This window comes from Blautia massiliensis (ex Liu et al. 2021) (assembly GCF_052064225.1).
Lineage (GTDB): Bacteria > Bacillota > Clostridia > Lachnospirales > Lachnospiraceae > Blautia_A > Blautia_A fusiformis.
On the sequence record NZ_JBQHWA010000051.1, the window covers coordinates 1 to 13,639 of the forward strand.

At 39.2% G+C, this 13,639-nt stretch carries 8 protein-coding genes; 7 read left to right on the top strand and 1 reads right to left on the bottom strand.

Annotation, left to right across the window (positions count from 1 at the left end):
• Positions 1–65: 65 nt before the first annotated feature.
• The 7 genes from ltrA to ACTNDQ_RS14530 all read left to right on the top strand — a co-directional run bounded on the left by ltrA (position 66) and on the right by ACTNDQ_RS14530 (position 12,198).
• Positions 66–1,727, top strand: a complete 1,662-nt coding sequence (gene ltrA, locus ACTNDQ_RS14500) for a group II intron reverse transcriptase/maturase (protein WP_441064924.1) — start codon at positions 66–68, stop codon at positions 1,725–1,727.
• Between the two features lie 120 nt (positions 1,728–1,847).
• Positions 1,848–2,786, top strand: coding sequence for a helicase (locus ACTNDQ_RS14505; protein ID WP_441064925.1), 939 nt, complete (start codon positions 1,848–1,850; stop codon positions 2,784–2,786).
• Between the two features lie 54 nt (positions 2,787–2,840).
• Positions 2,841–6,695, top strand: a complete 3,855-nt coding sequence (locus ACTNDQ_RS14510) for a DUF3849 domain-containing protein (protein ID WP_441064926.1) — start codon at positions 2,841–2,843, stop codon at positions 6,693–6,695.
• A complete protein-coding gene (locus tag ACTNDQ_RS14515; protein WP_441062143.1) occupies positions 6,692–6,937 on the top strand; it encodes a transposon-transfer assisting family protein in 246 nt (81 codons plus the stop codon). Before ACTNDQ_RS14510 ends, ACTNDQ_RS14515 begins: the two co-directional genes overlap by 4 nt.
• A 729-nt stretch (positions 6,938–7,666) precedes the next feature.
• Positions 7,667–9,766 carry a penicillin-binding transpeptidase domain-containing protein gene (locus ACTNDQ_RS14520; RefSeq protein ID WP_441064927.1) on the top strand — a complete coding sequence of 700 codons (2,100 nt, stop codon included), beginning with the start codon at positions 7,667–7,669 and terminating at the stop codon, positions 9,764–9,766.
• Positions 9,767–9,806: 40 nt separating this feature from the next.
• Positions 9,807–10,964 (top strand): DUF6070 family protein, encoded by a 1,158-nt coding sequence (locus ACTNDQ_RS14525; protein ID WP_055052404.1) that lies wholly within the window; start codon positions 9,807–9,809, stop codon positions 10,962–10,964.
• On the top strand, positions 10,951–12,198 hold the full coding sequence (locus ACTNDQ_RS14530; protein ID WP_173904053.1) for a DUF6070 family protein: 1,248 nt from the start codon (positions 10,951–10,953) through the stop codon (positions 12,196–12,198). Before ACTNDQ_RS14525 ends, ACTNDQ_RS14530 begins: the two co-directional genes overlap by 14 nt.
• Before the next feature lie 27 nt (positions 12,199–12,225).
• On the opposite strand, the gene ACTNDQ_RS14535 is transcribed toward ACTNDQ_RS14530, so the two are convergent.
• Positions 12,226–13,639 (bottom strand): BlaR1 family beta-lactam sensor/signal transducer (locus ACTNDQ_RS14535; protein ID WP_441064928.1); only part of this gene is annotated, 1,414 nt, incomplete at its 5' end.

Below are 13,639 nucleotides of genomic sequence, written 5' to 3' on the forward strand. Positions count from 1 at the left end.
TGGGTACGTGACATTGAGAGTTCCTCCTTATTCTCTTTATTATACATGAATTCTTTGAGAATAAGGTGTCAACTTTATTTATACAACATCATAAGGCATGGGACAGCATCGACTGGAACAAAGCGAATGCATACGTTAAAAAACTGCAAATGCGTATCGTAAAGGCTCATCAACAGGGCAGAACCGGCAAAGTAAAGTCTTTGCAATGGCTGCTTACACACTCTTTCTACGGACGTGCTTTAGCTGTAAAAAGAGTAACGAGTAATAAAGGCAAAAAGACAGCAGGTGTAGACAAAATCTTATGGTCTACTCCCAAACTGAAATATGAAGCAATTCTCAGCTTAAAACGCAGAGGCTATAAACCATTACCGTTAAAGAGGGTATATATCCCGAAAAAGAACGGAAAAATGAGGCCGCTCAGTATCCCATGTATGAAGGATAGAGCGATGCAGACATTGTACAAATTTGCACTGGAACCGATTGCGGAAATCACTGCTGACCCTAACTCCTATGGATTTAGAGCAAAGAGATGTGTACAGGATGCAATCGAACAGTGCTTTACCTGTCTGAATAAAGCAAAATCCCCTAAATGGGTGCTGGAAGGAGACATTAAGGGCTGTTTTGATAACATCAGTCACGAATGGATACTGAACCATATCCCAATGGACAGAGATATTCTGCGAAAATGGTTAAAAAGCGGGTATGTCGAGACCGGAAGATTATTTCCAACAGACCTCGGCAGCCCACAGGGTTCGGCTATCTCACCAACTATCTGCAATATGGTGTTGGATGGTCTGGAAGTCCAGATTAGAAAGAAATACCACAAAACTAAAAGGGATGGAAAAGCATATTTTCCAAAAGTGAACTTTATACGTTATGCTGACGATTTCATCGTCACAGGCGAAAGTAGAGAGCTTTTGGAAGCAGGTGTTCTCCCGATTATCCGGGAATTTTTATCAGAGAGAGGATTGGAACTGTCAGAAGAAAAGACAGTGATTACCCATATCGAAGATGGTTTTGATTTTCTCGGATGTAATATACGGTGGTATAAAGGCAAGCTTCTTACAAAACCATCCAAAAAGAATTATAAAGCCATTGTGAATAAGATACGGGGGATTATAAAGCAAAATCCATCTATGAAGCAGGAAGATTTGATAAGAAAGTTAAATCCGGTCATCAGAGGATGGGTAAATTTCCAAAAGTATAATGTCTCCTCGCAGGCGTTTGACAGGTTTGATTTCGATGTATGGAGATGTCTGTGGAGATGGTGTAAACGTAGGCATCCGAAGAAAAGCCACAAATGGATAGCAAAGAAATATTTCAGGAGAGTCGGCACAAGGAACTGGACATTCAGTGTAAATATGGCAGACTCATTTGAATTACATCTGATATATGCTACTGATACTAAAATAGTAAGGTGGCTGAAAACAAAATCAGAAGCGACACCATTTGATGAACGTTTCACAGAATATTTTGAGGACAGAGACACAAAGAGAATGCTTCGAGAAATCAATGGAAGGAAGAAATTAAATGCACTGTACAAAATGCAGAAAGGCATTTGTCCGCATTGTGGTGAACCTATCACAGTGGAACGGGGATTCCGAATCCATACGGAAGTGGGAGCAGATTTTAAAGAAAAGAATGTCTTATTACATGCTGATTGCCATAGAAAACTTCATTACTCGAAAAATGTTGATGAACTGGTTCTGCTAACGCAGGGCTTATAAGTGCTTGAGCCGTGTGAGGGGAAACTCTCACGCACGGTTCTTAGAGGGGAAAGCGGTAGTAATACCGCTGACCTACTCGACCAGATTTTGGAGAATAAGCAGAAGTTCATCAGCCAGATTATGACCAGTAAATCCCCGGTCAGAGCTTGTGAAGATGTGGATGATACGGCACTGTCCTATGCAGAGATCAAGGCACTTGCCACAGGCAATCCGTACATTAAAGAAAAAATGGATCTGGATGTGCAGGTGAGTAAGCTGAAACTTCTAAAGGCAAACCATACCAGTCAGATTTACCGTCTGGAATCCGATATTGCAAAGAATTTCCCGGTACAGATCAGTGCATTGAAAGAGCGGATTGCCGGGATGCAGGTGGATTCGCAGGTAGTAAAAAGCGTGGATTTACAGGATAATGACACGTTTGCCATGACGGTAGGGAATGTTCTTTATGAAGATAAGAAAGAAGCAGGCGAAGCGTTGATCGCCGCCTGTGCAGGTTTAAAAACCATCAGCACCGGCGGAAAGGTCGGGGAATATCAGGGGTTTACGTTATCTGCTTCCTACAATATGTTCTCCAATGCGTTTGAACTGACGATCAAAGGAAAATGCTCTTATAAGCTGGAGATCGGAAAAGACCCTATAGGAAATATGCAGCGTATCCATAACACGCTTTCTTCTATCGACAGGAAGCTGACGGAAAGTAAGCAGAAGTTAGAAACCGTACAACAGCAGCTTGCTACTGCACAGGAAGAGGTAAAGAAACCATTTCCGAAAGAAGCAGAACTGAATGAAAAGATGGAACGCTTATCCGAGTTAAATGCCCTGCTGAACATGGATGAAAAGGGCAATGAGACGATTATGGCAGATGAGGATATTGGCAGAGAAGGAAGCAGCACAGACAGCAGGGATGCCGTAGAAGAAAAAGAACTTCCGGAAACAGCAGACAGAATCCATAAGCCGTCTATTCTGGAACGCTTAAAGCAGGAGAAGGCACAGCAGAATACAGCGGAACAGCCACCTGTACAGAAAGCTGCAAAGAAAAAACATGAACAGGAGTTATAAAAGATTTCCCGTCAGAGTTTTCTCTGGCGGTGACGTAAAATGGAGGGTTTGTTTATGGCAAATAATATAGAAAAACAGTTAAAAGAAATATCGGAACGGCTGGAACAGGGAGTAAAGGAAATCTTTACTTCGGAGAGATATACCGAATATCTGAATACCATGTCAAAGTTCCACAATTACAGCTTTAATAACACGCTGCTGATCACCATGCAGAAACCGGAAGCAACACTGGTGGCAGGCTATCAGGCATGGAAGAAGAAATTTAACCGTCATGTAAAACGTGGAGAGAAAGGAATCCAGATCATCGCACCAGCACCGATACGGGAGAAACAGGAGATTGAAAAGATCGACCCGGTAACAAAAGAGCCTGTGATCGGGGATGATGGACAGCCGGAAACAGAGATCGTGGAGATGGTGATACCGAGATTCCGTGTAACGACAGTGTTTGATGTCAGCCAGACAGAGGGGGAACCGATCGCAGAACTGGAGGTACCGGAGCTTACCGGAAGTGTACAGTTTTATGATACGTTTATGCAGGCATTGCAGAATATTTCTCCTGTACCGATCCGCATGATGAATGTGGAAGGGGATGCAAAAGGCTATTATCACCAGACAGAAAAATATATTGCGATAAAGGAAGATATGAGTAATGTACAGACGATGAAAACCGGAGTCCATGAAGTGAGCCACGCATTGCTGCATGACCGGGAAGTAATGGATGTGGAAGGCGTCCTAAAAGACCAGACAACAAAGGAAGTGGAAGCAGAAAGTATCGCTTATATTGTCTGCAACCATTTTGGTCTGGATACTTCAGAATATTCGTTTACCTATATCGCCAGCTGGTGCGAGAGCAGGGATATGAAGGCGTTGAAAGCATCAATGGATACCATCCGAAAAACATCTGCAGAGATCATTGGGAACATTGAGGAGCAGATGCATGAGCTGGAAAGGGAAAACACCATGCAATATGAAGAAAAAGAAGCATCTGCCACCAGACAGGAAAAACTGGAACAGGACAGTGCAGAAAAGATTGATGAAACTTTGCTTTTTCATGGAGAAAGCGGTCGTTTTGCAATCTATCAGATGGATACGGGCGGAGAGCATACTTATCAGTTTATGGGTTTTGAATCGGCTAAAAAATTAGGCTATACCATTGAGGGGAAAGACTACAGGATGGTGTATGCGGCTCCGTGGATACCAACGATCACATTAGAGGATATTTTTGAGAGATTTAATATCAACCGCCCGAACGATTTTCATGGACATTCCTTATCGGTAAGCGACGTCATAGTTATAAACCGGACGGCGGAGACAAAGGCTTATTATGTGGATTCTTTCGGCTTTGAGGAACTTCCGGACTTTGTACAGCAGAGAATGGAGATGCTGGAAAATAATCATACCAGAGCCTATCCGCCAGTTTATAAAGGAACACTTGCTCAGGCAATGGAAGAACGGGATGTAGATGCTTATCTGGATTCCAGAAAGTTAAATATTGATTGTAAGAAAGCAATCGAGGAAGCAATCGCATTAAATTTTGACGGGCTGCATTTAAAGGAAGATGCCGCAAAACAAGTGCTGGAACAGTTTGGAGAAGAACGTATGACGTTTGTTATGGCAAATACGCTTCGGGAACTTTCTTATGACGGCAGATTTTCCAAACAGAACAAAGACTGGGCAGAACATATCGAAATCCCGGAAAATATCAATCAGGGGAAGAATCTGAATCAGGATTATGTGATAGAAAGCCACCCAGCGGTGTTAGATGGATTTATTGATATGGCAAGGGCAGAGATCCGTATGCAGAAGATTGAACAGGCATTAGATGAAGCGGAAGTCACCATTACAGCAGATACCAGAGGATTTGAAGCAGATGGACATGCAGGAACCTGGCATACAGTAGATGAAAGAGAGTATGCAGGGGAGAAGTTCTTCTTCATGGAACATGATGAGTATGGTTCAGATGTGGCAGGGATTATCGTATCGGAACATGGTCAGCTTGTCGCAGAAGATCTCTGGAATGGGTATGATGCAGGAGCATTGGAAGCTATTTCAGAATATCTGCAGGAGAAAGGGATTTCTGTGGAAGGACTTATGCCGGAACTGGAACCGGATGAACTGGCATATAAGATTGACGATAGGTATTTTGCAATCCAGAGAACAGAGGAAGGCTATGATTATACCTTTTATGCTTTGGATTACGATGAGATCGACGGCGGTGCCTATGACAATCCTGATATTTCTATGCAGCAGGCAATGGAAGATATTCTGGAAGATGAAGAAATGTCCCTGGAAAATGCAGTTCCCGTTGACTATGAGGATTTGATGGCAGAAGTGGAAGAAGCAGGCGAACGGCAGATGCAGCTGGCACAGTTATTAAAGAATTGTCCACCAAGTATTTTTGAGGATTATGACAGGGAAAGAGCAGTGGATACCTGTGAGGGAATTGCAATGCAGTTTACCAAGAGCAAAGGGTATCTGACCGTACAGGCAACGGAAGAAGGTTATTTTTATATTTTTTATGATTCTGACCTGCACGAAATCCATTCCAATGATTATGACGATCCCAAAGTATCTGTTCAGAAAGCTACTTATGAAATCTTAAAAAGTGAAAGAATGGATGATATGGAATGTGTCAAAGTGGACTATAAAGAATTTGAGGCAATGACCATCCAACATTCAAAGGATTTACTACAGGCAGGTGAGCTTCGTGCGACTTCTGAGATTGGAAGAGATGAAGCAGCATTAAATGGTCTTAGCAGGGCAGAAGTGGAACGGGGTGTCTTGTATCACGCACAGGGTATTCTGGAAGATATGGGACTGGAAAATGAAGTAGAGCTGCTTGCAGCAAGGGTGCATGGTTCCAGAAGCAGAGAGGAACTTTACAGAGATGATTCTGACCTTGATGTGGTGCTTTCTTATCATGGCAATATCCGGGAGGACAGTTTCTTCAATGAATTAAATGCTCATGGTATAGCAATGGCAGGTATTAAGGTGGACATCAATCCTATCGCAGAAGAAAGAATCACTCTGGCAGAATATATGAAGGAAGCAGATGCTTACCTTGATCAGCAGGAGATCAAAAAGCTGGCGGTGGATTTAGATAATTTCAGCTATGAATATGACACTTACGAATATAAAGATACCGTTGAGAACAGGGAAGAACAGGTGAAGAAAATCACAGAGGACATTTTGAATCAGAAAACAGGGTGTTTAAAGGACTGGCTGGTTGAAGTATCGGAAGAATCTGATATAGACAGTGATGTGATAACTGCCCGGTCATTACTTTCCCGCCTGGAAAATGCAGAAACCTTTTCTATCTTTACCAGACAATCAGAACAGGAACAGCCGGAAGCTACGATTACTTTTTATGTGGCAGAGTGTATGGAGTTTCCGGTCATGGGAGAATACCATAATAATCTTACTCTGGAAGAAGCGATTAAGATTTATGAAAGTATTCCGGCAGATCGACTGCATGGAGGCAAAGGGATTGGTTTTGACCTGCAGGACGGGGATAAGGATTATTCTGGAGAGTACGAACTGATGTGTTGGGACAGAGTAGACAGGGAACTGATAGATATGATTCCGCATTACAAGGAAAGTCCATTGGTACAGAAAGCAATTAACGATATGGAAAAGTATTTGAATGAGAAACATGGAAAAGTGCAGGAAGCAGAACAGACTGTGGAAGTGAAACAGGAAGTTCCAGAAGCACCAGTCAAGAAAGAATCCGTATCAGTAGAACCAAACCGGGAACAAAACAAAGAGCCTGCAAAGAGTGGAAAAGGAGAACTGAAAAAATCCGTACTGCAGTCATTGAAAGAGTTTCAGGCAAGAGCAAAAGCACAGGAGCAGAAAGAAACGGAAACTGAAAAATCCAAAGCACGTAAGAAGGGGGAGGTAGAATTATGATGGATCTGGCAATGAACTTTGATACAGATGAATGCTTAGTGACCGCAATGTTTGATAAAGGCAACAGAAATGACACGATGGAAGCCATCGGCAATATTATTCCATTTCTGGAAGGGGATGAGGATATGATCGGGCTTGTCTGCAATACCATAAGAAAGCTGTTCTGCATGAGCAATGAAGGCTATGAGATTTTTCTTATGGACTTAGAAGATTATAAATCGGAACTGGAAGAGGGGGAATGAATTCAAGCCAGAGTGCAGTATAGCAGGTGAAAGATGAGAATCGAAGGAAAAAGTGTCAGCATTGAGAAGTGTTAACAGGTATATATTGGAAGAATTCAGCCAGGGAAACTCTGGCTGATATAAAAACACATCTGCAGAAACAGTGACTGAAGAAATTTTGAGTAGTGGAATTGGGAAGAAGTATTTAGATACTATAATAAAGAGATTAGCTGGCTTGTATACTGACAGAGAGGACATAGTAAACAGATTTGCGTTATTATCAGGGATTGTAGGGAGATTCCGAAGAGCTTTTGTTCAGATGATGAAACAATAGGATTGGTACAGGAATTATATAGAACAAAAGTTAATAAAGGGATTTGTTGCGTTTTCCGCTATAATAATCTGCCAGCAAAGAATGTGTTGCCTGAATATGTTTGTGATTATAAGAAACGAGCAGGGTTATTTCAAAGATCTGCAGATTTAGAGTAGTTCTTTTTTTCTGAGAGAAAAATTAAAAATCGTTTTTGGTTCTTCTGGAGAGTGATTATAGCGTTTGGGAAACATCCGGAGAAACCATTACCTCAGGGTGTCGGTAAAGTTCTTTATCAAAGAGAGCTTTGAGATGCCCTTTCTTTTTTTATCCAAATCTTTCCTCTTGTTTACATATATAAACCTAAGAAAAAACTTGACGTTTAAATATTACAAGTGTAATATTTAAGAAAATACGAAAAAAAGGAGAAATAAAACTATATGAGAAAAACGAAAAGAAAAAAACACACGAAGACTATCACAAAAATAGTTTTATTTAGCGGTATATTGATTGGTGGTGGAATCGGTATTGTAACAATAATGAATCGTAATGTTCCTGAAAAAAGACTAATGGAATATATGAAATATATTGAAAAAGGGGAATATGAGCAAATGTATGCCATGCTGGATCAGAAAAAAAGCAGCATGAACAGTAAGGAAGAATTTATAGAACGAAATTCTAAAATATATGAAGGCATTGAGATGTCTGATCTGTCCATAACCGATATTACAGCAAAAAGAAAAGAAAACGGAAATGCGGCAGTTTCCTATACAACAAATATGCAGACTGCTGCAGGAAATGTAGAATTTACCAACAATGCGGTATTTTCACATAACTGGACAGGATATCATTTAATCTGGCAGGATCAGTTGATTTTTCCAGAGTTATCTGCAACGGATAAAGTTCAGGTAACGTTAGAAGAGGCAAAAAGAGGAAATATTTTAGACAGAAATGGTCGCCAGCTGGCTGGAGAGGGAACTGCATCTTCGGTAGGAATTGTTCCGGGCAGAATGGAGAACAGGGAAGATACAATAAAAAAACTGGCAGAGTATCTTGGAATTGGAGCAGACGAAATTGAGGATAAGTTAAAAGCCGATTGGGTAAAAGCAGATTCTTTTGTACCAGTAGCAACAATTCCTAAAATACAAGAGGTCGATCTTCTGACAGTGAATCCGGATGAAACTGTTCTGGAAGAAAAAGAAAAGCAGGACACATTATTGAAGATTCCAGGTATTATGTTATCTGATGTAAAAGTACGAACTTATTATCTAAAAGAAGCTACCTCTCATCTGGTAGGGTATGTACAGGCGGTTACAGCCGAGGATTTGCAGGAACATAAAGGGGAAGGGTATCGTACAAACAGTGTGATTGGAAAGACGGGACTGGAAACGCTTTATGAAAAAGAACTAAAAGGGACAGATGGGTGTGAGATCTGTATTGTAGATGCAAATGGAAATAAAAAAAGTGTCATTGCATATGAGCCTAAAAAAGATGGAGAAGATATCCATACTACGATTGATGGCGATCTTCAAAGTACTCTTTATGAACAATTTAAAGAAGACAGAGGATGTTCTGTAGCCTTGAATCCTTATACAGGGGAAGTACTGGCGTTGGTAAGTACGCCATCTTATGATAATAATGATTTTGTACGTGGAATGGACAATAGCCAGTGGAGTGCATTAAATGAAAATGAAGACAGGCCTTTATACAACCGCTTTCGCCAGACATGGTGTCCAGGCTCAACTTTTAAACCTGTAATTGCTGCAATTGGATTAAAAGTGGGGGCATTTACTGCAAATGACGATTTTGGAAATGAGGGTCTGGCATGGCAGAAAGATTTCTCGTGGGGAGATTATACAGTGACTACACTTCATGATTATGCACCTGTGATCTTGAAAAATGCGCTTATTTATTCAGATAATATTTATTTTGCAAAAGCAGCATTAAAAATCGGTGCGGATCAACTGATGCAATCTCTAAATCAAATAGGATTTAATCAGGAACTTCCATTTGATATTAAAATGTCAGAGTCTCAGTATTCTAATACGGACAAGATAGAAACAGAAATCCAGCTTGCTGACAGTGGGTATGGACAGGGACAGATTCTGGTAAATCCTTTGCATCTTGCAAGCATTTATACGGCTTTTCTAAATGATGGAAATATGATAAAGCCATATCTTCACGCGGATGGAAGCACTTCCAGTGAAATCTGGATAAAAGATGCTTTTTCACCACAGATTGTTTTGGAGGTTATGGAGGGGCTAGAGGGTGTAGTGAATAACCCGGAAGGAACTGGTTATGGAGCATGCCGGGAAGACATTAGATTAGCAGGAAAAACCGGAACAGCGGAACTGAAAGCTACAAAAGAAGATACATCTGGAACAGAAATTGGCTGGTTTACAGTCTTTACTACAGATAGAGATACAGAGAATCCTATTTTGCTCATCAGTATGGTAGAGAATGTGAAAGATATTGGAGGAAGCGGTTATGTGGTGGAAAAGGATAAGGCGATACTGGATGAATATCTCGGTAATGAATAATTTTTACCTTTAAATATTACAAATGTAAGAGGAAAATGATATGAAAAAAATTTGGAAAATATTTTGGGGAGTTATTTTTCTTGCTGTCTGTAGTGGATGTGGCATAAAGAAAGAGCAGAAAAAGACAATTGAAGATACGAAAGAAAAAATTTACAGAGAGTGTGAAATGCTGGCAGAAGACTATCAGAGCATATATGAGAATGCTGCGAAAGAAAATGCACTATATGAGCTGAGTACAATACAAAAAAGTATGGATTATTTTGGAAAATATGGATATGCAGTAATTGATTCCTACAATCAGCTGGATATGGTTCAAAGTATTAAAGTAGATGATTTTTTGAAAAAAGCAGAAAAAGAGAAAAATGGAAAAACTACTATATTTCAAGTTATAGCAGGAGATCATTTTATTCGGTATGATCTGAAAACCAAACAGGGGAAAATAGACGTTGAAGTAAGCTCTTTTAAATGGAAAGAGGATACTTGGCAGGAAACATATTATCATGAGTTTAGAGCTAATTCATGGAAATATACAGAAAACGGGTATTTCTTTATGGAAGAATATCATCCGGCTGGATATGATGGACCGTCTGGATATCGGGCCTTTCGGGTAGTGCCGTTAAATAAAAAATGCAGGGAGCTGAATCGAAAATATATACTTCCTTTTGGATATACACTTAATAAATTGTTTACTTCTAATTGGAGTGAAAAAAATTATGATGGAATAAATTTTTATGATGTTTTTGACCGTTTACTTTCAATGGAAGAAAAAACTGATGAATTTAAGGAAGGAAAGACTTATGAAATCCCAAAAGAATCATTTGAAGCGATATTTCAAAAATATTTTAATATAAGCGCAGAGATACTGCAGACAGGAACGGTATTTCACACGGAAACACAGACATATCGGTATCGAACCAGAGGAATCGTATATGATTTTGCTCCCACACCATATATTCCATATCCGGAAGTTGTTTCCTACATAGAAAATCAAGATGGAACAATAACACTGGAAGTAAATGCGGTATGGCCACAAAAAGAATTAGATCAGGCGTTTTGTCATAGCGTAACCATTCGGCTGTTAGATAAAGATAGATTTCAATATGTATCCAATTATGTATCAAGGTCAGAAATAGAGGTTACCTGGTATACGGAAAGATTATCAGACGAAAAGTGGGAGGAATGTTATGGAGATAATTGATATGAGTACAAAAAGAAAACTGAAAAAGATGGTGAGTGTTTTATTTATTTTGGGATGCTTTTTCATAGGAAATACAAAATGTAAAGGGGCTGATTTAGAATATATTTCACAGGAAACTGCGAATTATGCTGTACAAGAAAGAGGATATGATTTGCCAGTAGATGAAGTCGTGAAAGAAGAAGCTATTGAAGATTGTAAGAATGTTATGAATCAGATGAAAGCCATTTATCAAAAGGCGGATAAAGGAACTTCATCGAATGTAGTAGTTTCTGAGACAGTAATGGAAAAAATGCAGGAAGTATTAAAGGAAAAAAATGTCCCTGTTATTACATCAGCGCCGTATTCAAATATGGCTAATTATTCTAAAATGGAAGAATTTCTTTTCAGGGCAGAACAGGATCTGCCAGGAGATATCGTCTTATATAGGATTAACAGGGATGGTGGGATAGAAAGACTCAAATTCAATTATGATGGGACAGATATGTATTTGTTGGCTGCGAAAGTTGTTTGGGGTATGAACGACAATCCATCTATTGTATATGTTTCGTATACAAGGATAGAAGAATGGAAATATACAGAAAAAGGCTGGTTTGGTTATACGCTATGTGTTCCAAAATATCCGGAAGTATCAGAAGCGGTTGATGGCAGTTCTATGATAAGAATTAAACCTTTAAGTGATGAATGCAGGGAAGTTTCAAAGAGGTGTGTGTATTTGCTTGGATATCAGGGGAATAATCTTTTATGTTCTGATTGGGATAGATCTGATATGGAAGGGTTAGATTATAATGGTTTATATGAATATTTATATCGAATGAAATACGGGGAGAGATATGAGTTTTCAGGTAACTCAAGTGGAATTCCGGCAGAAGAGTTTGAAAATCTGATAATGGAGTTTTTGCCGATAACAGCGGAGCAAATTAAAAAATGGGCAGCATTTGATTCGGAACATCAAACTTATGACTGGGAACGATTAGGTTGTTTAAATTATAGCCCTACTCATTTTGGAACATCTTTACCGGAGGTCGTTGAAATAAGAGATAGCGGAGAGGGAAACAATGTGCTGGTTGTTGATGCTGTATGTGATACATTTATATGTAATGATGCCGTTATTACAAGTGAGCTGACTGTTAAGTTCAACGATGATAAGAGTTTTAAATATATGGGGAATAAAATTCTGAATAATGGTACGAAAGAAGTTCCCAAATATCAATATAGAATAAAAAGAAAGAACTGATAACAACTATCAGCCCTTTCATATTTGTTAATTCCATATATGTAATTTTTTTAAGATATCAGAAGTGATTTCAAATGCTTTTTTGCCAGTTGCATTAGAATCACTTTGGATATTGGTTGCAAAATAATAGCTGTTATCGGAAGTTTCTACATATCCGATAAACCAGCCGTTGATATCCTGTCCGTTGACACGACCGGTTCCAGTTTTTCCGTAGAAATTACCATTAGGTGTACTGGCAATTTTTATAGCATTTTTAACAGAAAATACATTTTGGGAATTTAGATGGAATTCATTTGTGTTAAATTTTTTCAATAATGTTACTTGCTCTAAAGGCGAGATTTTTAATGAAAAATCGGACCAGTATAAATCCAGATTTGAACTGGTTGTCTGGTTTCCATATTCTATTTTATTCAAAAATTCCTGGACTCTGTTAATTCCGAGCTGCGAATCAATTGCCTGGAAATACCAGTTAACGGAATTTTGCATAGCAGAGTTTAAATCCTGATCAGCTTCCCAGGATGGAAAAGGAAAGGCATCACCATTCCATGTCATGGAAGAGTGTTCTGGTGTGATGATTCCGGATTCCAACCCTAATAATGCATCGTATATTTTGTAGGTAGACTCTGGCGGAATACGTTTGGTGGCTTCTTCAAGATCGTATATTTTCCAGGAATCCAAATTATTGTCATACAAAACAAATGATCCATCATATGTTCCAAATGTTTCGGATATATCTAACAGGGAGATATTTTTGTCTGTATCACTAAAATGATATACGCTTTGAGTAGAGGCATCAATGGATAAAATGGGTGTACATCCAATAAAAACAGCACTAATGACCAGATAAATTATCAATGCTCTCATTTTTTGATAAAGAGTTTCTTTCCTAAAAACGGCGATGTTGAGAATACGTCGTTTCATCTGCCTGAAATTTCCGGACATTCCAACTGCCAGTGGAGAGGAAAAAGAGGATATTTTTTCTGCAAAATTAATCAGTGTAGTTCCATAAGCTTGGTATTCATCAGCAGAAATCATCTGCAATACAGCAGAATCACAGGCTATTTCACGGTCACAGAGAATTTCTTTTAAAGTGTACCAAACAAAAGGGTTAAACCAGTAGAGTATATTACTTATGACCATGAGGAAGCCAATAAATGTATCTTTGTGACGGTAATGCTGTAATTCGTGTAGCAGCATAAAACGCATATCATCAGGATTCAGTTCGGAAATTAAATGGATGGGAATGTAAATTCTGGGATGTATTATTCCGATTAAAACTGGTGATTTTAAAAATGCAGTACTGTAGACTGATACTGGGTGAGAGATTTTAAGTTCCTTTAAACAATTGTAATAAATGAAAGAGCTAATCCCCCAGCTATGCTGGGGCGAATAGTGTAGTAGTGACGTTGTAGAATGTATAATAAAGCCTCCTATGATACAA

Coding starts and splice junctions, on each gene's coding strand:
- ACTNDQ_RS14505 (WP_441064925.1), top strand. CDS start 1,848: ATGACCAGTAAATCCCCGGTCAGAGCTTGTGAAGATGTGGATGATACG.
- ACTNDQ_RS14510 (WP_441064926.1), top strand. CDS start 2,841: ATGGCAAATAATATAGAAAAACAGTTAAAAGAAATATCGGAACGGCTG.
- ACTNDQ_RS14515 (WP_441062143.1), top strand. CDS start 6,692: ATGATGGATCTGGCAATGAACTTTGATACAGATGAATGCTTAGTGACC.
- ACTNDQ_RS14520 (WP_441064927.1), top strand. CDS start 7,667: ATGAGAAAAACGAAAAGAAAAAAACACACGAAGACTATCACAAAAATA.
- ACTNDQ_RS14525 (WP_055052404.1), top strand. CDS start 9,807: ATGAAAAAAATTTGGAAAATATTTTGGGGAGTTATTTTTCTTGCTGTC.
- ACTNDQ_RS14530 (WP_173904053.1), top strand. CDS start 10,951: ATGGAGATAATTGATATGAGTACAAAAAGAAAACTGAAAAAGATGGTG.